Source organism: Neisseria flavescens, from assembly GCF_001618065.1.
Taxonomy (GTDB): Bacteria; Pseudomonadota; Gammaproteobacteria; order Burkholderiales; family Neisseriaceae; genus Neisseria; species Neisseria flavescens_A.
Map to the genome: position 1 here is coordinate 1 of NZ_LAEI01000034.1, position 21,150 is coordinate 21,150.

The window sequence follows — 21,150 nt, forward strand, 5'->3', positions numbered from 1 at the left end:
TAATTGGGTTGGATGTATGCCAAGGACAAGGAGTTCGTCAGATGATAGGCAGGCAGTGCAGTGGTATCGTAAGGCGAGACGGAACAAGGGAGTAGCAAAGGCTACTAAGTTAAATTTGGGTGTGATGTATCGTTCAAGGGCAAGGAGTCCGTCAAGATGATAAGCAGGCAGTACATTGGTATCGCAAGGCGGCAGAACAAGGGTGGCCGAAGCTCAATATAATTGGGTTTAATGTACGCCAAGGGGCAAGGAGTCCGTCAAGATGATACACAGGTAGTGCAGTGGTATCGCAAGGCGGCAGAACAAGGGCTTGCTGAAGCTCAATATAATTTGGGGTTAATGTATTATCACGGACGAGGCATTCGTCAAAATCATAATCTTGCTAAGGAGTGGTTTGGTAAGGCATGTCAGAATGGATTGCAGCAAGGCTGCGAGGGGTATCGCCACTTGGATGATGCAGAATTTTGAATCAAAGGTCGTCTGAAACCCAAGGATAAAACAGAAACAATAATTTGAAAGAAATGAATTTTAGAATGAATAAATTATTAAAAAAATGATGGTAGTTCTACTGTCTTTGGACTTGGCGCAAGCGGTTTTAGCGGATGATGTGCCGGATTTTCAGGAAACGCTTCAAACTGCAGAACAAGGGTATGCTGCGGCCCAATATAATTTGGGTGTGATGTATGCTCATGGGCTAGGAGTTCGTCAACACGATGCACAGGCAGCGCAGTGGTTTCGTAAGGCTGCGGAACAAGGGGTTGCCAATGCCCAATATAATTTAGGTTTGATGTATGCCTATGGGCAAGGAGTCCGTCAAAACTATAAAAGTGCTAAAGAATGGCTTGGTAAGGCTTGTGATAACGGACTACAACAAAGTTGTGATGCTTATCGTGAATTGAATCAGGCAGGATATTGAATCCTTATTCAAAGGCCGTCTGAAAAAACTAGGACAAAACCAAAATGACTTTTCAAAACAAAAAAATCCTCGTCGCCGGACTTGGTGGTACGGGCATTTCCATGATTGCTTATCTGCGCAAAAACGGCGCGGAGGTGGCTGCGTATGATGCGGAGCTGAAAGCCGAGCGCGTGTCGCAAATCGGTAAGATGTTTGACGGGCTGGTGTTTTATACGGGCCGTCTGAAAGATGCGTTGGATAATGGTTTCGATATTCTGGCGCTCAGTCCCGGCATCAGCGAGCGGCAGCCGGATATCGAGGCCTTTAAGCGAAACGGCGGGCGCGTGTTGGGCGACATTGAATTGCTGGCGGATATTGTGAACCGCCGCGGCGACAAAGTGATTGCAATTACCGGCAGCAACGGCAAAACCACGGTAACGAGCTTGGTCGGCTATCTCTGCATCAAGTGCGGGCTAGGATACCGTTATCGCGGGCAATATCGGTACGCCGGTTTTGGAGGCGGAATTGCAGCGCGAAGGCAAAAAGGCTGACGTGTGGGTGTTGGAGCTTTCCAGCTTCCAACTGGAAAACACCGAAAGTCTGCGCCCGACTGCGGCGACGGTATTGAACATTTCCGAAGACCATCTCGACCGCTATGATGACTTGCTTGATTATGCGCATACCAAGGATAAGATTTTCCGTGGCGATGGCGTGCAGGTTTTGAATGCGGACGACGTGTTCTGTCGTGCGATGAAACGAGCAGGGCGCGAGGTGAAATGGTTTTCTTTGGAACACGAAGCCGATTTTTGGTTGGAACGTGAGACAGGCCGCCTGAAACAAGGCAATGAAGATTTGATTGCCACGCAAGACATCCCGCTGCAAGGCTTGCACAATGCCGCCAATGTTATGGCTGCCGTCGCCTTGTGCGAGGCCGTCGGTTTGCCGCGAAATGAGTTGCTCGAACACGTTAAAACCTTCCAAGGCCTGCCGCACCGCGTGGAAAAAATTGGCGAGAAAAACGGTGTGGTGTTTATCGACGACAGCAAAGGCACGAATGTCGGCGCGACCGCCGCCGCGATTGCCGGTTTGCAAAATCCGCTCTTCGTGATTTTGGGCGGTATGGGCAAAGGGCAGGACTTCACGCCCCTGCGCGATGCGCTTGTCGGCAAGGCAAAAGGCGTGTTCCTGATCGGCGTCGATGCGCCGCAAATCCGCCGCGATTTGGACGGCTGCGATCTGAATATGACCGACTGCGCCACTTTGGAAGAAGCGGTTCAGACGGCATATGCCCAAGCCGAAGCGGGCGATATCGTGTTGCTCAGCCCGGCTTGTGCAAGCTTTGATATGTTTAAAGGCTATGCGCACCGTTCGGAAGTGTTTATCGAAGCGTTCAAAGCTTTGTAAGGCCGTCTGAAAGATGAAAAGAGGGTTGGTTTTACCGTAAACCTTGTGTGTCATTGTCTCAAAGGTCGTCTGAAAACGTTAAGGCAGTTTCAGACGACCTTTTTGCAGCAACGGTAAACTTGTTCCTTGCCTTTATCCGGTGTTACTGTTTCTTAAAATTTGCCTATGCGGGCAAACGGCGAGGCGGCGGGCAACTATGCCTGACCGAAAAAACGTGTGTTCATCAATCCGAAAGGAAAACCCATGAATTTTCAAGACTACATCCGTTACGATGCCGTCGGTTTGGCAGAGCTGATCCGCAAAAAAGAAGTGTGTGCCGATGAAGTGTTGCAGGCTGCTTTAAACCGCTTGGACGAAGTCAATCCCAAGCTTAATCTGTTGGCGCACGATTTGCGCGAACGCGCGGCGGCGTGGCAGGGGTCGTCTGAAAATACCGATACGCCGCTGGCGGGCGTGCCGTTTTTGCTCAAAGACCTGCTGGCGGATTGGGAAGGCGCGCCGACATGGTCGGGTTCGCGCATGATGCAGCATTACATTGCCAAGCAAAACAGCGATTTGACCCAAGCCTATCTCGATGCGGGGCTGCGCGTGTTCGGCAAAACCACCACGCCCGAATGGGGCGCATATGCCGTTACCGAAACCGAAATCTACGGCATCACGCGCAATCCGTGGCATTTGGATTACACCGCGGGCGGCAGCAGCGGCGGTGCAGCGGCGGCAGTGGCTTCGGGCGTCGTACCCGCAGCGCACGGCAGCGACGGCGGCGGCTCCATCCGCTTACCCGCGCACAACTGCGGCGTGTTCGGGTTGAAACCCACGCGCGGCCGCAGTAGTTACGCGCCGAACGCATCGGAGGCATGGCAAGGTTTGGTATGCGACCATGTGTTGACCCGCAGCGTGCGCGACAGCGCGGTTTTGCTAGACATCGCCGCCCAAACCCAAGCCCGCGCCCTGTATGCCTGCCCGCCGCCGCCTGAAAACGGTTTTGCAGACAGCCTGAAACTAGAAACAGGTCGTCTGAAAATCGCTTTTTGGAAACAGACATGGTTTGGCGGCGGTAACGACGAAGGCACGGAAGCCGCGTTCGCCCATAGTTTGAAACTGATGCAAGACGCGGGACACGAATTGGAAGAGGCCACGCCCGATTTCGCGCCGCCCGAACAGCTCAACCGCGCCGCCCGCATCATCATCATGGGCGAAACGGCAAAACTGTTCTACCAATATCAATACGAAACCGGACAAAAACTGCCGCACTGCCTGCTTGAACCGACAACGTGGGCAATGATTGTGCAGGGGCGGCAAATCAGTGCGGGCGAAATGGCATGGGCGCGCGACGTGATGCTGGCGCAGGAACGTGCCGCCAAAGCATTTTTCACACGCTACGACGTGTTAATGACGCCCGTCTGCCCGCGCACCACGCCGAAAATCGGCGAGATGATGCCGCCGCCCGCCGCACAAAAAGCCATGCGCCTGCTGTTTGGCACGCTGCGCTTGGGTTTTCTGTTGAAAAACAACCCGTTTTTAGAAAAAGAAGCCGCCGCCGCGCTGCAATACGTCGGTTATACGTCGCCGCTGAACATGAGCGGCAACCCCGCCATGAGCGTGCCGCTTTACCGGCATAACGAGCTGCCCGTCGGTACTCAGTTTGCCGCCGCTCACGGACGCGAAGACACGCTGCTCCGCCTTGCAGCGCAGTTGGAACAGATACAGCCGTGGGTGGAAATACCGCAGTTGGCTTAGGGTTTGTATTGGATAAAAAGTAGCCTATTTTTCTGAAGAAAAAATTTATACAAGGCCGTCTGAGAACATAAAAGCGTTTTCAGACGGCCTTTTGCCGGTATCAAAGGGTAGGGGAGGGTGCAAAGAACGTCAGAATCCGGCATCTTTAAAGATTCTGAATTGTTGGTTTGGAAATAAACCTTTAAAATAACGTTAATTCATTTTTTCAGACGGCCTCTTGCCCATTAGCAGGCCGTCTGAATATTTTATTCAAGCCGTTACGGATGTTTTCATGATTAGTCTTTCCAAAATGCTTGACCGGCCGATTGCGCGCGATGGTCGGAAGTTTGATGTTTCTCTCTTGTGGATGGTCGTCTTAATGACGGTCTTCAGCCTGATTATGATTTATTCGGCTTCTATTGCGTATGCAGCATCGGAAGGGGGCAGCCAGTTTTCTTTTGTGTCCAAACAGGCAATGTTTATCCTGTTTACAGTGGCTATATGCTTGCCGCTTTTCCTGCTGAAGATGAGTTTCTGGCGGCGGATTATTCCGTTTTATTTTGCTGTTTCAGGTTTGCTGTTGTTGCTGGTTTTGTTTGTCGGCCGTGAGATTAATGGCGCGACGCGCTGGATTCATATCGGACCGCTCAACTTGCAACCGACTGAATTTTTCAAATTGGCGACGGTCTTGTATTTGTCCAGCCTGTTTACGCGCCGTGAAGAAATGTTGCGCGATTTGGATTCTTTGGGTTGGTCGTCTTTGTTTACCGGTATTGGCGATTTGGTGTGCAGCCCTTTTAAAAGTGAAGCTTGGGTAAGGGTAAAGGAACGCTTCCGCAAGTTTAAGACCTTGATTCTGCCGATTATGTTGGTGGCGGTCGGTTTAGTTTTGATTATGGGTCAGCCGGACTTTGGCTCGTTTGTCGTGATTGTCGTGATTACCATGGGTATGCTGTTTTTGGCAGGTTTTCCGTGGAAGTATTTTGCCGTATTGGTGGCGACCGTTGTGAGCGGTATGGGTTTGTTGATTTTAGCCGCACCTTACCGTATGGCGCGTGTAGCGGCGTTTTTGGACCCTTGGAGCGATCCTTTGGGTAAAGGCTATCAGCTGACACATTCCTTGATGGCGATTGCGCGCGGTGGCTGGTTTGGCGAGGGCTTGGGTGCGAGTTTGGAAAAACGTTTCTATCTGCCTGAAGCGCACACGGACTTTATTTTTGCCGTCATCGGCGAAGAATTCGGCTTTTTAGGGATGCTGGTTTTGGTGTTCTGCTACGGCTGGCTGGTGTGGCGTGCGTTTTCCATCGGCAAGCAGGCGCGTGATTCGGGCTTGATGTTCAGCGCGTATATTGCCAACGGTATCGGTATTTGGATTGGTATTCAAAGTTTCTTCAATATCGGTGTAAACATCGGTATCCTGCCCACTAAAGGCCTGACTTTGCCGTTTATGTCTTACGGCGGTTCGGCTGTCTTTATCATGCTGGTGTGCGTTACTTTGTTATTGCGCATTGATTATGAAAACCGCCAAAAAATGCGCGGTTATTCAGTGGAGTAAAACCATGAGCGGTAAAACTTTTATGCTGATGGCCGGCGGTACGGGCGGTCATATTTTCCCTGCATTGGCGGTTGCCGAGTCGCTGCAAAAGCGCGGCCATCATGTGATTTGGCTGGGCAGTCAGGATTCGATGGAAGAGCGTATCGTGCCGCAATACAGCATACGCTTGGAAACGCTGGCCATTAAAGGCATCCGCGGCAACGGCATCAAGCGCAAGCTGATGTTGCCGTTTACGTTGTATAAAACCGTCCGAGCCGCGCAGCAGATTATTAAGAAACACCGTGTCGAGTGCGTTATCGGTTTTGGTGGTTTCGTTACTTTCCCCGGCGGTTTGGCGGCAAAAATTTCCGGTGTGCCGATTGTGATTCACGAGCAAAACGCCATAGCCGGTTTGTCCAACCGCCAATTGTCGCGTTGGGCAAAACGTGTCTTGTACGCTTTCCCCAAAGCCTTTCAACATGAAGGGGGATTGGTGGGTAACCCTGTCCGTGCCGATATTGCGGCATTGCCTGTTCCTGAAGAACGCTTTGAAAACCGTCAAGGCCGTCTGAAAGTTTTGGTGGTGGGCGGCAGTTTGGGTGCGGATGTGTTGAACAAAACCGTCCCGCAAGCTTTGGCATTGTTGCCTGAGGAGGCTCGTCCGCAAATGTATCATCAGTCCGGCCGCAATAAATTGGGTAACCTACAGGCGGATTACGATGCATTAGGTGTGCAAGCCGAGTGCGTGGAATTTATTACCGATATGGTATCCGCCTACCGTGATGCCGATTTGGTGATTTGCCGTGCCGGCGCGCTGACGATTGCCGAGCTGACGGCTGCCGGTTTGGGTGCATTGCTGGTACCGTATCCGCACGCAGTGGACGATCACCAAACGGCCAATGCGCGCTTTATGGTACAAGCTGAAGCTGGTTTGCTGCTGCCACAAACTCAACTGACGGCAGAAAAACTGGCCGAAACCCTCGGCGGATTAAACCGTGAAAAATGCCTGAAATGGGCGAAAAATGCCCGTACCTTGGCGTTACCGCACAGTGCGGACGATGTGGCGGAAATTGCCATATCCTGCACTGAATAAGCAGGCAGACTTCGAGTAAAGGCCATCTGAAAAGTTGATTAAAGGCATTTCAGACGGCCTTTATTGCTTTTGTTAAAATTCCTTTACAATAAAAGCATAGCGCAGAAGCGGATAGCCCTTTAAAATAACGCCTTTACGCACTAAAAACCAACCGGAACGCAACGTTATGATGAAAAATCGAGTGACCAACATCCATTTTGTCGGAATCGGCGGCGTCGGCATGAGCGGTATTGCCGAAGTTTTACACAATTTGGGCTTTAAAGTTTCCGGTTCGGATCAGGCGCGTAATGCCGTTACTGAGCATTTGAGCGCTCTCGGCATCCAAGTTTACCCAGGTCATACTGCCGAACACGTCAATGGTGCCGACGTGGTCGTTACCTCTACTGCTGTCAAAAAAGACAATCCGGAAGTTGTTGCCGCGTTGGAACAGCAGATTCCCGTGATTCCGCGCGCATTGATGTTGGCAGAATTGATGCGCTTCCGCGATGGTATCGCCATTGCCGGTACGCACGGTAAAACCACGACCACCAGCCTGACCGCTTCTATTCTCGGCGCGGCAGGACTTGACCCGACTTTCGTTATCGGTGGCAAGCTCAATGCTGCTGGTACCAATGCCCGTTTGGGTAAAGGCGAATACATCGTTGCCGAAGCCGACGAATCCGATGCTTCTTTCCTGTATCTGACGCCGATTATGTCCGTCGTGACCAATATCGACGAAGACCATATGGACACTTACGGCCACAGCGTTGAGAAACTGCATCAGGCGTTTGTGGATTTCATCCACCGTATGCCGTTTTACGGTAAGGCATTCTTGTGTATTGACAGCGAACACGTCCGCGCGATTTTGCCCAAAGTGAGCAAGCCTTACGCCACTTACGGCTTGGACGATACTGCCGATATCTACGCAACCGATATTGAAAACATCGGCGCTCAAATGAAATTTACCGTTCATGTTCAAATGAAAGGACATGAGCAAGAGCCGTTTGAGGTTGTTTTGAATATGCCCGGCCGCCACAACGTCCTCAATGCGTTGGCGGCTATCGGCGTTGCGTTGGAAGTTGGTGCATCGGTTGAGGCCATTCAAAAAGGCTTGCTCGGCTTTGAAGGTGTCGGCCGCCGCTTCCAAAAATATGGCGACATTAAATTACCAAACGGCGGAACTGCTTTGCTGGTGGACGATTATGGCCACCATCCTGTTGAAATGGCAGCAACCCTTTCCGCCGCACGCGGTGCATACCCTGAAAAACGCTTGGTCTTGGCTTTCCAACCGCACCGCTATACCCGTACACGCGATTTGTTTGAAGACTTTACCAAAGTCCTCAATACCGTCGATGCGCTGGTGTTGACCGAAGTTTATGCCGCAGGCGAAGAGCCGATTGCCGCAGCCGATTCCCGCGCTCTGGCACGCGCCATCCGCGTATTGGGCAAACTTGAGCCGATTTACTGCGAAAATGTTGCCGACCTGCCGCAAATGCTGCTGAATGTTTTGCAGGACGGCGATGTTGTGTTGAATATGGGTGCCGGCAGTATCAACCGCGTTCCATCTGCATTGGTGGAATTGTCGAAACAATCATAATAAATAGGCATATTTGCCTTTGAGGACACATAGGTCGTCTGAACAATATTTCAGACGGCCTGTATCAGTATTTAAGAAAGTAGAAATTATGCAGAATTTTGGCAAAGTGGCCGTGTTGATGGGGGGGTTCTCCAGCGAGCGTGAAGTTTCGCTGGACAGCGGCGCCGCTATTTTGGCTGCCTTGAAAAGCAAAGGCATCGATGCCCATGCGTTCGATCCCAAAGAAACCCCGTTGTCTGAATTGAAAACACAAGGTTTTCAGACGGCCTTCAATATTCTGCACGGCACTTTCGGCGAAGATGGCGCGATTCAAGGCGCGTTGGAACTGATGGGTATTCCTTACACCGGCAGCGGTGTAGCCGCTTCTGCGCTGGGTATGGACAAATACCGCTGCAAATTGATTTGGCAGGCCGTGGGCTTGCCTGTCCCTGAATTTGCCGTATTGCATGACGACAGCGACTTTGATGCCGTTGAAGAAAAATTGGGTCTGCCGATGTTTGTGAAACCTGCCTCAGAAGGCAGCAGCGTCGGCGTGGTAAAAGTCAAAGAAAAAGGCCGTCTGAAAAGCGTTTACGAAGAATTGAAACACTTGCAGGGCGAAATCATTGCCGAACGCTTTATCGGCGGCGGCGAATATTCTTGCCCGGTATTGAACGGTAAAGGTCTGCCGAGCATTCATATTATTCCGGCTACCGAGTTTTACGACTACGAGGCTAAATACAACCGCGACGATACGGTTTATCAATGCCCATCGGAAGATTTGAGCGAGGCGGAGGAAAACCTGATGCGCGAACTGGCTGTGCGTGGCGCGCAGGCGATTGGTGCGGACGGCTGTTCGCGCGTGGACTTCCTGAAAGATACGGACGGTAAGCTGTATCTTTTGGAAATCAATACCTTGCCCGGCATGACCAGCCATAGTTTGGTGCCAAAATCTGCAGCCCATACCGGCGTAGATTTTGCTGATTTATGTATTGAGATTTTGAAGACCGCTCATGTGGGATGATGCAGGCGCACTGGGTCGGCTGACCCGCCGGCTATTGTTGCTGATGGCCTTTCTGCTGATAGGTTCGGGCATAGCTTGGCTTTACAATTCCAATTATTTCCCTGTGAAACAGATTGCCATTCAGGGCAAGCTGAAATATGCTTCCAGCAAAGAATTGCAAACCGTTGCACGAGAACATATCAGGGGTAATATGTTCCGCGCTGATATTGATTCGGCGCAGGCAGCTTTTCAGGAGTTGCCTTGGATTGACTCGGCAATGGTACGCCGCCGTTTTCCGGAAACCGTGGAAATTATCCTGACCGAGCGCGTGCCGGTTGCGCATTGGCGCGCAGGCGGCTTGGTGGACAGTAAGGGCAATGTGTTTGCCGCAAGCCTGAAACAGGACCTGCCTATATTTGAAGGGCAGCAGGGGACAGGCAAAGACATGGTCAAACATTATGCGGACTTTTCCGGTATTTTGAGTCCGTTGAAACTGACCATCAAAGAATTGATCTACACGCCGCGGTCGGCATGGCTGCTTGTATTGAACAACGGCATTACCGTGCGCTTGGGGCGTGAAAACGAAATCAAACGTTTGCAGCAGTTTGCCCAGATTTGGCCATCGCTGCTGCGTAAAAAACAAAGTCGTATCGAGTATGTCGATATGCGTTATAAGGATGGTTTTTCAGTCCGTTACAGGCCGTCTGAAAACCTTTCCGACAGTGAATAGCCGATTAGACGTGAAGCAATCTTGTTTCAAAAATAATCAAACCGTCAGTCAGACAACATAGCGAACGAGCAATTATGGAACAACAAAATAAATATATCAGTGCCTTAGACATTGGTACGTCCAAGGTCATCGCCTTAATCGGCGAGATTCGGGAAGATAACGAAATCCACATTGTTGGCTTGGGTCAAAGCCCTTCACGCGGCCTGCGTGCAGGTATGGTGACCAACATTGACGCCACTGCACAAGCCATTCGTCAGGCGGTAGAGGATGCCGAACTGATGGCAGATACCAAAATTTCCCACGTCGTCACCGGTATTGCCGGTAACCATATCCGCAGCCTGAATTCACAAGGCGTGGTCAAAATTAAAGATGGCGAAGTATCGCAAGCCGACATCGATCGTGCCATCGAAACGGCCAAAGCCATCAATATTCCGCCTGATCACAACATCTTGCATACTGTGGTTCAAGAGTACATCATCGACAACCAACCCGGTGTGAAAGAGCCTATCGGCATGAGCGGCGTGCGTTTGGATACTCGTGTACACATCATTACCGGTGCGAACACTGCTTTGCAAAATATCCAAAAATGTATCCAACGTTGCGGCCTGCAAATGGATCAAATCATGCTTCAGCCTTTGGCAAGTGGTCACGCCGTTTTGACTGAAGACGAAAAAGATTTGGGCGTGTGCGTCATTGATATCGGTGGCGGTACGACCGACATCGCGGTTTATACCAATGGTGCAATCCGCCATACTGCGGTTATTCCCGTTGCCGGCGATTTGATTACCAAAGACTTGGCACAAGCCTTGCGTACGCCGCACAGTGCAGCTGAGTACATCAAAATCCATTATGGTGCTGCTATTCCGACTATGGACGGCTTGGATGAAATGATTGAAGTTCCTAGTGTTGGCGACCGTCAATCACGTCAAATTTCACGCCGCGTATTGGCTGAAATCATCGGCCCGCGTGTAGAAGAAATTTTGGAGTTGACGCTGAACGAATTGCGCCGCTCCGGTTTCCCTGAAGAAGTGTTGACTTCCGGTATCGTTTTGACCGGTGGTGCTTCTATGTTGACCGGTATTGTTGAGTTGGCGGAAGAAGTCTTCAACCTGCCGGCGCGTATCGGTGTTCCACAAGAAATGGGCGGCGTATCCGAGCGTATCCGCAATCCACGCTATTCAACAGCGATTGGCCTGCTTCAGACGGCCTATGCTGCCGAAGAGGGTGAGCAAACCAGCCGAACCGGTGCGATTGCCCTGAATGATTCAGGAAAAAAAATGGGTCTGTGGGAAAAAATCCAAAGATTCTTCAGAGACAATTTCTGATAAAAGTTTTCAGGGCAGGCGGTGCAGCAACCGTTTGTCCTGAATATTTAAGTGGAATTAAACGGTTTTAAATAATTGCCAAGTGGATAATTTAAAACTTGTATATTTTCTGTTAAAAAATGTAGTAAAAATATAACGCCGACAGCCGAATGGTAAGAAGATTTTTGCCAGTATCTGGATACTTCTTATATAATACGGATAATGAGTTATTTTTGAACCGTCCTTATAAAGCGGGGCGCGGAGGATTATTGAATGGAATTTGTTTACGACGTAGCAGAATCAGCAACGAGCCCTGCTGTTATTAAAGTTATCGGTTTGGGCGGCGGCGGCTGTAATGCCATCAACAACATGGTTGCCAACACTATTCATGGTGTTGAGTTCATCAGTGCCAATACCGATGCGCAATCATTGGCTAAAAACAATGCGGCTAAACGCATTCAATTGGGTACAAACTTGACTCGCGGTTTAGGTGCCGGTGCAAATCCTGAAATTGGCCGCGCCGCTGCTCAAGAAGATCGTGAAGCCATTGAAGATGCCATCCGCGGTGCAAACATGCTGTTCATCACTACTGGTATGGGTGGTGGTACAGGTACCGGCTCTGCTCCCGTTGTGGCTGAAATCGCTAAAGAAATGGGTATCCTGACCGTTGCAGTTGTAACCCGTCCGTTTGCTTACGAAGGTAAACGCGTGCATATCGCTCAAGCAGGTTTGGATCAACTCAAAGAGCGCGTCGATTCCCTGATTATTATCCCGAACGATAAATTGATGACTGCCTTGGGCGAAGACGTGACCATGCGTGAAGCTTTCCGTGCGGCAGACAATGTACTGCGTGACGCGGTTGCCGGTATTTCCGAAGTGGTGACTTGCCCTAGCGACATGATCAACTTGGACTTTGCCGACGTGAAAACTGTGATGAGCAATCGCGGTATCGCTATGATGGGTTCAGGTTTCGCACAAGGTATCGACCGTGCCCGATTAGCTACCGATCAAGCTATCTCCAGCCCGCTCTTGGATAACGTTACTTTGGATGGTGCACGCGGTGTATTGGTAAACATTACCACTGCTCCTGGTTGCCTGAAAATGTCTGAGTTCAACGAGATTATGCGTATCGTCAACCAAAATGCACACCCTGAAGTGGAATGCAAATTTGGTGCTGCCGAAGACGAGAGCATGAGCGAAGACGCTATCCGTATTACCATCATTGCTACCGGCTTGAAAGAAAACGGTACTGACAACCAACTGCGTGCTGCTGCCCGTACCCAACAATTGGTACGTGGTGCGGAAGAAGCGCCTCAAGCTCAAAGCCAAAGCAGTGCTGAAAGCCTGGTTCGTACCAACCGCAATATCCGTTCTATGAATCTGACTGCGGCTGATTTCAGCAACCAGTCTGTACTGGATGACTTTGAAATTCCTGCTATCTTGCGCCGTCAGCAACATACTTCTGAGAAATAATCAGGATAATGTATGAAAAGACCTGCCTTTAAGGCAGGTCTTTTTATTAGTAAAATATACTTAAGGCCGTCTGAAAATTTTCAGACGGCCTTAAGTTCAAATAAAGCAAATAACAAACTTACCCTTTATTGAGAATTTGCTTGTTTTCACCCTCACGACGCAACTCTTTAGGCAAGACAAATACAATGCTTTCTTCTGCGCCTGCTCCTTCGCGTATGGTCTCATGTCCCCAGTCTTGAATGGTTTGTAAGACTTCTCGAACCAAGACTTCGGGTGCAGATGCACCGGCAGTGACACCGACCTTAGTTTTGTTTTCAAACCATTCTTTTTTCAGGTAGGAAGCATTATCGACCATATAGGCATCGACCCCGCGCAATGCGGCTACTTCACGCAAGCGGTTGCTGTTGGAAGAGTTGGGCGAGCCGACAACAATTACGAGATCGCATTCTTCGGCCAATTCTTTAACAGCGGTTTGGCGGTTGGTTGTGGCGTAGCAGATGTCTTCTTTGCGCGGATTGCGGATATTGGGGAAGCGTTGGTTTAAAGCTGCAATAATGTCTTTGGTTTCATCCACCGATAAAGTGGTTTGGCTGACGTAGGCAAGTTTGTCAGGATTCTTGACGTTCAGTCCGGCTACATCTTCCACTGTCTCAACCAGAAACATTTTACCCGGAGGTAATTGTCCCATCGTGCCTTCTACTTCGACGTGGCCTTTGTGGCCGATCATGATAATTTCGTAATCTTGCTCATCAAGGCGGGCTACTTCTTTATGGACTTTGGTTACCAAAGGGCAGGTGGCATCAAAAACTCGGAAACCACGTTGCACCGCTTCTTCCTGTACGGCTTTGGATACGCCGTGAGCAGAGTAAATCAGTGTGGCACCCTTTGGGACATCCGCCAAGTCATCAACAAAGACGGCACCTTTTGCCCGCAGATTGTCCACGACGAATTTGTTGTGAACGACCTCATGGCGGACGTAAATGGGCGCGCCGAATTCTTCGAGTGCACGTTCAACAATGCTGATGGCACGGTCAACACCGGCACAGAAGCCGCGGGGATTGGCAAGGATAATGGTTTTTTGAGTCATGTGTGTTCCGTTTTCAGACGGCCTTTGTGTCGTTTGAAGGTGTTTTTTTGTGCAGCAAACCGTCTATTACCAAGCAAACTGCGCCAACGCAGATAAAGCTGTCGGCAATGTTAAATGCGGGGTAGAACCAGTTTTGCCAATAGAAAAGCAGAAAATCGACAACGTGGCCATGAATCAGACGGTCAACCACATTGCCAATCGCGCCACCGATAATCATGGCTGCACCCAATTTGCCCCAGCGGCCAAACTCATCACGCAAAATGGCACGGGCTAAATACAGGCTGATAACGACTGCCAGACCTAAAAAGAAGAATTTTTGCCAGCCGCCTTGGTCGGCCAAAAAGCTGAATGCCGCGCCTGGATTATAGGCAAGGGTCAGGTCAAAAAAGTCTGGAATGATATTGAGGCGTTCGCCTTCGGTAAAGTGTTTCAAGATTTCCCATTTGCTCAGTTGGTCAAGAATGATGGCAACGAGGGAAAGTAAGAAAAAGGGCGTTTTTGCAGAAGAGGATGAACTCATGTTTTCAGACGGTTTATGTAATAAAGGGCTTATTTTACCTGAAAGCAGGCAGGAAGTGTTTGCGATGGCATCGACGTTAAGGCCGTCTGAAAATAGAAACGCCGCCACTTGAATGTATCAAAGGGCGGCGTGGTAAGCATGTGCGGGTTTATTGGTTTTTAAGCAATGGGAAGCCCAGTTTCTCGCGGCTTTCAACGAATTTTTGTGCAACGATACGGCTCAGTGCACGAATACGGCCGATGTAGGTTGCGCGTTCGGTAACAGAAATGGCGCCGCGTGCATCTAAGAGGTTGAACGTGTGGCCGGCTTTGAGTACAAGCTCGTAAGCAGGCAGGGCAAGACTGGTGTCTTCAACTGCAAGCAGGCGTTTGGCTTGTTCTTCATAGTCGTTGAATTGGCGCAAGAGCCAATCGGCATCGCTGTATTCGAAGTTGTAGGTTGATTGTTCGACTTCGTTTTGATGATAAACGTCGCCGTAAGTGACGATGTTGCCATCAAGGGTTTTTGCCCAAACGAGGTCGTACACGTTTTCCACGCCTTGCAGATACATGGCAAGACGCTCGATACCGTAGGTGATTTCACCAAGTACAGGGGAGCAGTCGATACCGCCGACTTGTTGGAAGTAGGTGAATTGGGTTACTTCCATGCCGTTGAGCCAAACTTCCCAACCCAAGCCCCAAGCGCCGAGAGTAGGGTTTTCCCAGTCGTCTTCGACAAAGCGGATGTCGTGTATTTTAGGGTCGATACCCAATTCGCGCAGGGAATCGAGGTATAGGTCTTGAATATTGGCTGGCGCAGGTTTGAGCGCAACTTGGAATTGATAGTAATGTTGCAGGCGGTTGGGGTTGTCGCCATAGCGGCCGTCTTTGGGGCGGCGGCTGGGTTGAACGTAAGCGGCAAACCAAGGCTCTGGGCCTAATGCGCGCAGGCAGGTGGCTGGATGCGAAGTACCAGCACCGACTTCCATATCGAAAGGTTGGATAACGGTGCAGCCTTTGTCTGCCCAGTAGTTTTGTAATTTGAAAATAATTTGTTGGAAGGTGAGCATGGTGGATGGAATAGATTGGAATAAAAAGGGTATTTTACTGTTTTGAGCCTGTTTTGGATAGGCTGAAGGAGGCGGCGCAGTTTATTTGCCGTCCAACAGGTCTGAAAAGGGATCGTCTTCCGAAGAAACGGTGTATTTTTCTTGTGCCCATTCGCCTAAATCAATGAGTTTGCACCGTTTGCTGCAGAAAGGGCGGTAGGGGCTGTCGATGTTCCAAACGACTTCTTTGTGGCAGGTCGGACATTTTACAACAGGAGCGGTCATGCAGTTTCTTTCAGAGTTTTTGCAATGGATTGATAGTATTGATGCAAGCGGGCAACCTTGATTTTTGCTTCTTCCAAGCTATGGGTATTGTCCAATACATCGTCGGCATGAAGCAGTCTGTCACATCGAGAAGCTTGGGTGACCATGATTTGGCGCGTTTGTTCTTCTGAAAAACCATTGCGTTGATGTACGCGTTCGATTTGGACGGACTCCGGAACATCTACAACCAAAATGCGGTCGGTCTCCGCTTTAAATGCCGGATTCTCAATCAAAAGCGGGACATCGATAATGCCGTAAGTAGAGGAGGCAAGTTCTTGTTTCTGCTGTTGGATTTTGTTTAAGATTAATGGCAGAAGCAGGTTTTCCAGTTGTTTTTTGGATTGAGGTCGTCTGAAAACTTCTTCTCGTAAAGCCATACGATTCAGACGGCCTTCACTGTCAAAAACCTCATCGCCGAAAAGTTGGCGGATGGCAGGAAGGGCTTCGCCGTTTTCAGCGGTCAGTGAGCGGCTGATGGCATCAGCATCGATAATGGGTACGCCAAGTTTGGCAAACATTTGGGCGATAGATGATTTGCCGCTACCAATACCGCCGGTCAAGCCTATCCATAATGTCATTATCGGAATCCTGATTGTACGAGCCACCATTGTACCAGTTGGGTAATAGGTGCATTGGCAACCAAAATAATCCATCCTGCCACAGCAAGGCTAGGACCAAAAGCAAAATATTGACCTTTACCGACGCGGGCAATGAGTGCGCCCACCAGTCCGACTAAGGCAGCCATGAATACCAGAACAGGCAAAATTCCTACGCCCAGCCATGCCCCTAGCGCGGCCAAAAGTTTGAAGTCGCCATTGCCCATGCCGATTTTACCGGTCAGAAGTTTATAGACGGCGCATAAAGTATAAAGGCTCATATAGCCTGCGATTGTGCCTAAAACGGCTGAATGCAGGGGAACGAATGTGTCATTCAGATTAAACAGCAGGCCGATCCAAATTAGGGGCTGAGTCAGGCTGTCGGGTAAATATTGAGTATCGGCATCGATAAAGGTCAGCGCAATCAATATGGCAGTTAGAATGAATCCGCCAATAGTCGCCCATGACCAGCCGTATTGCCACGCGACAATACCGAATAAGACACCTGTCAGTAGCTCAATCAGCGGATAGCGTATGCCGATCGCGGTTTTGCAGGAGTGGCATTTCCCGCCCAGGAAAACATAGCTGAGGATGGGTATATTTTGCCAAAATCTGATCGGACTTTTGCATTCAGGACAGCGTGAATCCGGTTTGCGCAGATTAAATAGCTGTTTTTCTTCTTCTGTCAGCTCGATGCCCAAATGCTCTTTAGAAAATTGTGTCCATTCGCGTTCCATCATTATCGGCGTGCGATAAATGACGACGTTCAGAAAGCTGCCAATCAGTAATCCTAAAATAACGGCTAAAGGAATAGTGAATGGCGCAAGAGCAGAGAGGGCATCGATGGTAGAGTAAATACTATCAAGCATATCAACCTACGACATTACCCAAGTTAAACAGCGGCAGATACATGGCAATCAGCAAAATACCGATGAGCGAACCCAATACCACCATGATGATAGGTTCCATCAAGGCAGATAAGCGGGAGACGGAGTTGTCTACTTCATCTTCGTAGAATTCGGCTGCTTTGTTCAGCATATCGTCCAAAGAGCCTGACTCTTCGCCGATGGCTGCCATTTGGATCACCATGTTGGGGAACATATCCGTACTTTGCATACTGGATGTCAGCGACAGACCTTGGGTTACCTTGGCTCGAATGTCTTGAGTGGCTTCTTCATAGAGAATATTGCCGGATGCGCCTGCAACTGAATCTAATACTTCCACCAAAGGAACGCCGGCTGCGAAGAGGGTGGAGGTCGTACGCGCCCAACGGGCGATAGTCGCTTTTCGGACGATGGTGCCAAAAACAGGCAGTCTCAAAATCAAAGCATCGATTCGTTTTTGGAAAGTAGGCGATTTTTCATGGAGTTTGTACAGACCGAAGGCGGAAACAATCAAAAGGATGATCATAATCCAGCCATAGTCGACGAATAAATCGGATAAGCTCATGACGAGTTGGGTAAGGCTTGGCAGCTCTGCACCCATATTGGCATAAACTTCTTTAAAGGCAGGCAGTACAAACATCATCATGATGAAGATAAGCGCAATCGCCACCACGATAATGGCAATTGGGTAGGTCAGTGCGGTTTTAACCTTTTTCTTAATGGCCTGGGTTTTTTCTTTATAGACAGCCAGTTTGTCCAATAGGCTTTCCAGTACGCCGCCGGATTCGCCTGCGCTGACCAGATTGCAATAGAAACGGTCGAAATATTTTGGATATTTGGAGAACGATTTGCCTAATGCGCTACCTTGTTCGACATCGGAGCGAACCTGCATCAGCATTTCGGTCATGCTCGGATTGGAGTGGCCGCGCGCAACGATTTCAAAAGCCTGCATCAGCGGTAAGCCTGCCTTCATCATTGTTGCCAGTTGGCGGGTGAACACTGTAATGTCTTCTTGGGTAATACGGCGTTTACGTGCGGTTTTGACTTTACTGATACGCAAAGGGCGAATGCCTCTGCGTTGGAGTTTTTTGCGTGCTTCTTCTTCGTCTTTGGCAACTACTTCGCCGCGGACAAGACGTTCGGTCTCGATGTTTTTTCCTTCAAATGTAAAACGCTTGCCTTTGCTTCTTGAGCCGAACAGACTTCTTTTTTGCTCTGCTTGAGCCATGAGTTATCCCTTGTTAGTAAGAAATAAAGCGGACTGTTTCCCCGTGCCGCTTTATTTTAATTTTCGAAAATATGGCAGTTTAGTCATTGGTATGAGCAGTCACTTCTTCCAACGAGGTCAGGCCTTGCATGACTTTCATGAGGCCGGCACGACGCAAATCTACCATGCCTTCCTGATAGGCCATGTTCATGATATCAACTTCTGTACCGTTGTTCATAATGACTTTTTGCATTTCATCGCTGACCGGCATGACTTCATAAATACCGACGCGGCCTTTAAAGCCTTTACCGCGGCAGCTGTCGCAACCAACCGGGCGGTAGAGCTTCCAATCTTGAGCCAAGTCCGCATCGGTAAAGCCGGCTTTTTTCAATGCCGGAACCGGAGGGCGTTCAACTTCGCGTTTGCAGTTTGGACACAGTCTGCGCAACAGCCTTTGCGCCATAATCAGGCTGACCGAGCTGGCGATGTTGAAAGGCTCGACACCCATGTTCAAAAGGCGGGACAGCGTGGCCGGTGCATTATTGGTATGCAGGGTCGAGAAAACCATGTGGCCGGTTTGGGCAGCTTTAATGGCGATGTCAGCGGTTTCCAAGTCTCGGATCTCACCAACCATAATAATATCAGGATCTTGACGCAAGAAGGATCGGAGTGCAGCGGCAAACGTCAGGCCTTGTTTTTCATTGACGTTGACTTGGTTAACGCCCGGCAGGTTAATCTCGGCCGGATCTTCTGCCGTCGAAATATTCACATCTTCCGTGTTCAAAATACTCAGGCAGGTATAGAGCGAAACAGTTTTGCCCGAACCTGTCGGACCGGTAACCAATACCATGCCGTAAGGGCGGTTGATGGCTTCTAACAGCATTTCTTTTTGGAAAGGCTCTAAACCGAGCTGGTCGATATTGAGCGATGTACCATCGGAATTTAGGATACGCATTACCACTTTTTCGCCGAACAATGTCGGCAAAGTGCTGACACGGAAGTCAATCGGACGGCCGTGTTTATGGAAGGCAATTTGAATTCTGCCGTCTTGCGGAATACGTTTTTCGGAAATATCCAAACGCGCCATCACTTTGATGCGCGATGCCAACTGGCCGCGCACGGCGACAGGTGGCTGTACGACTTCGCGCAATTGTCCGTCCACACGGAAACGGACGCGCGCCATTTGTTCGTAGAATTCAAAGTGGATGTCCGATGCGCCCGCGTTCAGGGCATCGGATAAGGTTTTGTGGATGAAGCGGGGGATAGGGCCGTCTTCAGCTTCTTCATTGTCGATATAAAGCGATTGCGATTGCTGCGTTGCTTCATGTTCGTCGTTGATTTCTTTCAGAATGGTGGTCGAACGTTGACCCAACCATTCCAGCAATGAGCTGAGCTGGTCGTCTGGAACCACTACCAAGTCGACACTTAAACCTGAAGCAAAAGCGATTTTTTGAAAGTTTTGGATTTGGGTCGGATCGGATACGGCGAAATAAACCTTGCGTCCGCGTTTGAAAATCGGAATGCAACGGTTTTGCACCATTTGCTCTTCCGTCAGAATGTCGCTGACTACATTATTGCGCGGATAGTAGTGCAAATCTAAAAGGGGGTAGCTGAATACGCGCGCGACTAATTCTCCTAAAGCTTTAGGGGAGATGATGCCGTCTGAAAACAGGTTGGGCAGGATTTCTTTGCCTGATTGTAAAAGGTTGTTGTAATGTTCCGCTTGTTGATTTGAGATGGTCTGGCTTTGAACCAAAACACGCAATAATCCGACACTCATTTTATTTTCCGTTTCTTGTGCAGTTTTCCCTTTAATTTAGAGGAAAGCCGTATTATTTTATCATCATTATGATTAAAGCATATATTTAATTATGCAAATCTGCTTAAGTTGCAAAGACATGCTTTTGCTTTAATTGTATTTTTATTTCAGACGGCCATTATAAAGCAAGGAGAATAGGCGTTAAACTCGATACTTTTGGATTATGATGAAAAAACAACAATTTTGTCGTATGAATCCAATCAATAACGAAATTATATTTCATGTTGCTATTGCTTGTTTGGAGATGGCAGAAAAGGTTGTTTTGATGGATAGACGGTTGGAATTTGAAATATGAAAAGGCCGTCTGAAAAGCGGAAACACATAATTTCAGACGGCCTCTGTTTTTGATTCTCTTATCCGTAAATCTTGATTCGGATTTCGACAAGGGCATTGATTGCCAAACTGCTGTTTACAGCTTCCGGTAGATCGGACTGGGCGAACAAATTTTCTACTTCGTTAATCAATGTTTCTGCACGCGCCAACAGTTCATCGTAAGGAAAAGAACCGCGCTTGATGGCCAGCAATTCGTCACGATTGGGACGGCGTGGACGGATTTCGCCATGAAGGGCAATATCGCGCGCGGTTTCAAGCAGGCGGAAAGTATGCATCATATTTTTGCATCGTAACCTTGACCGTGCGCCTGTGTGCCTTGATAGCGTGTTTCGTTGCGTTCTACCAGCCATTGTTGATAAGAGGCATATTCGCGGCAGTAGCTGCTGTATCCGTCTTGGTTGAAGGATAGATGGGCAAGCGGTGTTTCGCTTCTGGAATGGGGCTGAGTGAGAGCGTTGTGGCGTTTGGGTACAATACCGTGGTAGCCAAGCGTGCCGTCGGCAATCGTAAAACAGCGCATAAAGGTTCTCGGGCGTGGGGACTATTTTGGATTTAAGCCTTACACGCCTTTGCTCCAATTCCGCTTGTGCAAAGCCAGTACTGTAAACGGTCGTTTGCTTTGCCTTCTAATGATGTGGCAGTC

Annotated in this window: 21 protein-coding genes and 1 pseudogene; 12 read left to right on the forward strand and 10 right to left on the reverse strand. The window is 49.4% G+C overall.

Going from position 1 to position 21,150, the window contains the following annotated elements; all coding sequences use genetic code 11:
* Positions 1-128 precede the first annotated feature (128 nt).
* The 12 genes and pseudogenes from TW89_RS12000 to ftsZ all read left to right on the forward strand — a co-directional run bounded on the left by TW89_RS12000 (position 129) and on the right by ftsZ (position 12,710).
* On the forward strand, positions 129-266 hold the full coding sequence (locus tag TW89_RS12000; protein ID WP_283114533.1) for an SEL1-like repeat protein: 138 nt from the start codon (positions 129-131) through the stop codon (positions 264-266).
* Positions 232-468 (forward strand): tetratricopeptide repeat protein, encoded by a 237-nt coding sequence (locus TW89_RS04645; RefSeq protein WP_128580700.1) that lies wholly within the window; start codon positions 232-234, stop codon positions 466-468. The genes TW89_RS12000 and TW89_RS04645 overlap by 35 nt, the downstream gene beginning before the upstream one ends.
* Before the next feature lie 85 nt (positions 469-553).
* Positions 554-916 carry a tetratricopeptide repeat protein gene (locus tag TW89_RS04650; RefSeq protein WP_283114520.1) on the forward strand — a complete coding sequence of 121 codons (363 nt, stop codon included), beginning with the start codon at positions 554-556 and terminating at the stop codon, positions 914-916.
* A 44-nt stretch (positions 917-960) separates the two neighbouring features.
* Positions 961-2,299, forward strand: a pseudogene (gene murD, locus TW89_RS04655) (UDP-N-acetylmuramoyl-L-alanine--D-glutamate ligase).
* Between the two features lie 243 nt (positions 2,300-2,542).
* The gene (locus TW89_RS04660) at positions 2,543-4,039 is read left to right on the forward strand and encodes an amidase (protein ID WP_128580689.1); all 1,497 of its coding nucleotides are present in this window, start codon (positions 2,543-2,545) and stop codon (positions 4,037-4,039) included.
* A gap of 271 nt (positions 4,040-4,310) precedes the next feature.
* Positions 4,311-5,573, forward strand: coding sequence for an FtsW/RodA/SpoVE family cell cycle protein (locus tag TW89_RS04665; RefSeq protein ID WP_049328391.1), 1,263 nt, complete (start codon positions 4,311-4,313; stop codon positions 5,571-5,573).
* Between the two features lie 4 nt (positions 5,574-5,577).
* Positions 5,578-6,645, forward strand: coding sequence for an undecaprenyldiphospho-muramoylpentapeptide beta-N-acetylglucosaminyltransferase (murG, locus tag TW89_RS04670; protein ID WP_128580690.1), 1,068 nt, complete (start codon positions 5,578-5,580; stop codon positions 6,643-6,645).
* Between the two features lie 166 nt (positions 6,646-6,811).
* Positions 6,812-8,221 carry a UDP-N-acetylmuramate--L-alanine ligase gene (gene murC / locus TW89_RS04675; RefSeq protein WP_063076123.1) on the forward strand — a complete coding sequence of 470 codons (1,410 nt, stop codon included), beginning with the start codon at positions 6,812-6,814 and terminating at the stop codon, positions 8,219-8,221.
* 88 nt (positions 8,222-8,309) lie between these two features.
* Complete coding sequence (locus TW89_RS04680) at positions 8,310-9,224, forward strand: D-alanine--D-alanine ligase (RefSeq protein ID WP_128580691.1); 915 nt, start codon at positions 8,310-8,312, stop codon at positions 9,222-9,224.
* Positions 9,214-9,933 carry a cell division protein FtsQ/DivIB gene (locus TW89_RS04685; RefSeq protein WP_128580692.1) on the forward strand — a complete coding sequence of 240 codons (720 nt, stop codon included), beginning with the start codon at positions 9,214-9,216 and terminating at the stop codon, positions 9,931-9,933. The genes TW89_RS04680 and TW89_RS04685 overlap by 11 nt, the downstream gene beginning before the upstream one ends.
* 74 nt (positions 9,934-10,007) lie before the next feature.
* Positions 10,008-11,258, forward strand: a complete 1,251-nt coding sequence (gene ftsA, locus TW89_RS04690; protein ID WP_004518873.1) for a cell division protein FtsA — start codon at positions 10,008-10,010, stop codon at positions 11,256-11,258.
* Positions 11,259-11,510: 252 nt separating this feature from the next.
* Positions 11,511-12,710, forward strand: a complete 1,200-nt coding sequence (gene ftsZ, locus TW89_RS04695) for a cell division protein FtsZ (RefSeq protein WP_003682480.1) — start codon at positions 11,511-11,513, stop codon at positions 12,708-12,710.
* A 118-nt stretch (positions 12,711-12,828) separates the two neighbouring features.
* On the opposite strand, the gene ispH is transcribed toward ftsZ, so the two are convergent.
* The 10 genes from ispH to TW89_RS12010 all read right to left on the reverse strand — a co-directional run bounded on the left by ispH (position 12,829) and on the right by TW89_RS12010 (position 21,027).
* Positions 12,829-13,797, reverse strand: coding sequence for a 4-hydroxy-3-methylbut-2-enyl diphosphate reductase (ispH, locus tag TW89_RS04700; RefSeq protein WP_128580693.1), 969 nt, complete (start codon positions 13,795-13,797; stop codon positions 12,829-12,831).
* A gap of 13 nt (positions 13,798-13,810) precedes the next feature.
* Positions 13,811-14,317: a signal peptidase II gene (gene lspA, locus TW89_RS04705; protein ID WP_164836697.1), complete on the reverse strand. Its 507-nt coding sequence runs from the start codon at positions 14,315-14,317 to the stop codon at positions 13,811-13,813.
* A 148-nt stretch (positions 14,318-14,465) separates the two neighbouring features.
* Positions 14,466-15,365: a glycine--tRNA ligase subunit alpha gene (gene glyQ / locus TW89_RS04710; protein ID WP_128580695.1), complete on the reverse strand. Its 900-nt coding sequence runs from the start codon at positions 15,363-15,365 to the stop codon at positions 14,466-14,468.
* An 81-nt stretch (positions 15,366-15,446) separates the two neighbouring features.
* On the reverse strand, positions 15,447-15,629 hold the full coding sequence (gene yacG, locus TW89_RS04715) for a DNA gyrase inhibitor YacG (protein WP_128580696.1): 183 nt from the start codon (positions 15,627-15,629) through the stop codon (positions 15,447-15,449).
* Positions 15,626-16,246, reverse strand: a complete 621-nt coding sequence (gene coaE, locus TW89_RS04720; RefSeq protein WP_128580697.1) for a dephospho-CoA kinase — start codon at positions 16,244-16,246, stop codon at positions 15,626-15,628. The genes yacG and coaE overlap by 4 nt, the downstream gene beginning before the upstream one ends.
* Positions 16,246-17,133: a prepilin peptidase gene (locus tag TW89_RS04725; RefSeq protein WP_128580698.1), complete on the reverse strand. Its 888-nt coding sequence runs from the start codon at positions 17,131-17,133 to the stop codon at positions 16,246-16,248. The genes coaE and TW89_RS04725 overlap by 1 nt, the downstream gene beginning before the upstream one ends.
* A 1-nt stretch (position 17,134) precedes the next feature.
* Entirely contained in the window at positions 17,135-18,376 is a 1,242-nt protein-coding gene (locus TW89_RS04730) for a type II secretion system F family protein (RefSeq protein WP_101756016.1), read from the reverse strand.
* A gap of 79 nt (positions 18,377-18,455) precedes the next feature.
* Positions 18,456-20,135, reverse strand: a complete 1,680-nt coding sequence (pilB, locus tag TW89_RS04735) for a type IV-A pilus assembly ATPase PilB (RefSeq protein WP_128580699.1) — start codon at positions 20,133-20,135, stop codon at positions 18,456-18,458.
* Between the two features lie 392 nt (positions 20,136-20,527).
* Entirely contained in the window at positions 20,528-20,785 is a 258-nt protein-coding gene (locus TW89_RS12005; RefSeq protein WP_283114530.1) for a hypothetical protein, read from the reverse strand.
* Complete coding sequence (locus TW89_RS12010; RefSeq protein WP_283114531.1) at positions 20,782-21,027, reverse strand: hypothetical protein; 246 nt, start codon at positions 21,025-21,027, stop codon at positions 20,782-20,784. Before TW89_RS12010 ends, TW89_RS12005 begins: the two co-directional genes overlap by 4 nt.
* Between the last annotated feature and the right edge of the window lie 123 nt (positions 21,028-21,150).

What these genes read in the sequence shown, in the direction of transcription:
- TW89_RS04645 (WP_128580700.1), top strand. Translation starts at nt 232, where the DNA reads ATGTACGCCAAGGGGCAAGGAGTCCGTCAAGATGATACACAGGTAGTG.
- TW89_RS04650 (WP_283114520.1), top strand. Translation starts at nt 554, where the DNA reads ATGATGGTAGTTCTACTGTCTTTGGACTTGGCGCAAGCGGTTTTAGCG.
- TW89_RS04660 (WP_128580689.1), top strand. Translation starts at nt 2,543, where the DNA reads ATGAATTTTCAAGACTACATCCGTTACGATGCCGTCGGTTTGGCAGAG.
- TW89_RS04665 (WP_049328391.1), top strand. Translation starts at nt 4,311, where the DNA reads ATGATTAGTCTTTCCAAAATGCTTGACCGGCCGATTGCGCGCGATGGT.
- murG (WP_128580690.1), top strand. Translation starts at nt 5,578, where the DNA reads ATGAGCGGTAAAACTTTTATGCTGATGGCCGGCGGTACGGGCGGTCAT.
- murC (WP_063076123.1), top strand. Translation starts at nt 6,812, where the DNA reads ATGATGAAAAATCGAGTGACCAACATCCATTTTGTCGGAATCGGCGGC.
- TW89_RS04680 (WP_128580691.1), top strand. Translation starts at nt 8,310, where the DNA reads ATGCAGAATTTTGGCAAAGTGGCCGTGTTGATGGGGGGGTTCTCCAGC.
- TW89_RS04685 (WP_128580692.1), top strand. Translation starts at nt 9,214, where the DNA reads ATGTGGGATGATGCAGGCGCACTGGGTCGGCTGACCCGCCGGCTATTG.
- ftsA (WP_004518873.1), top strand. Translation starts at nt 10,008, where the DNA reads ATGGAACAACAAAATAAATATATCAGTGCCTTAGACATTGGTACGTCC.
- ftsZ (WP_003682480.1), top strand. Translation starts at nt 11,511, where the DNA reads ATGGAATTTGTTTACGACGTAGCAGAATCAGCAACGAGCCCTGCTGTT.
- ispH (WP_128580693.1), bottom strand. Translation starts at nt 13,797, where the DNA reads ATGACTCAAAAAACCATTATCCTTGCCAATCCCCGCGGCTTCTGTGCC.
- lspA (WP_164836697.1), bottom strand. Translation starts at nt 14,317, where the DNA reads ATGAGTTCATCCTCTTCTGCAAAAACGCCCTTTTTCTTACTTTCCCTC.
- glyQ (WP_128580695.1), bottom strand. Translation starts at nt 15,365, where the DNA reads ATGCTCACCTTCCAACAAATTATTTTCAAATTACAAAACTACTGGGCA.
- yacG (WP_128580696.1), bottom strand. Translation starts at nt 15,629, where the DNA reads ATGACCGCTCCTGTTGTAAAATGTCCGACCTGCCACAAAGAAGTCGTT.
- coaE (WP_128580697.1), bottom strand. Translation starts at nt 16,246, where the DNA reads ATGACATTATGGATAGGCTTGACCGGCGGTATTGGTAGCGGCAAATCA.
- TW89_RS04725 (WP_128580698.1), bottom strand. Translation starts at nt 17,133, where the DNA reads ATGCTTGATAGTATTTACTCTACCATCGATGCCCTCTCTGCTCTTGCG.
- TW89_RS04730 (WP_101756016.1), bottom strand. Translation starts at nt 18,376, where the DNA reads ATGGCTCAAGCAGAGCAAAAAAGAAGTCTGTTCGGCTCAAGAAGCAAA.
- pilB (WP_128580699.1), bottom strand. Translation starts at nt 20,135, where the DNA reads ATGAGTGTCGGATTATTGCGTGTTTTGGTTCAAAGCCAGACCATCTCA.
- TW89_RS12005 (WP_283114530.1), bottom strand. Translation starts at nt 20,785, where the DNA reads ATGATGCATACTTTCCGCCTGCTTGAAACCGCGCGCGATATTGCCCTT.
- TW89_RS12010 (WP_283114531.1), bottom strand. Translation starts at nt 21,027, where the DNA reads ATGCGCTGTTTTACGATTGCCGACGGCACGCTTGGCTACCACGGTATT.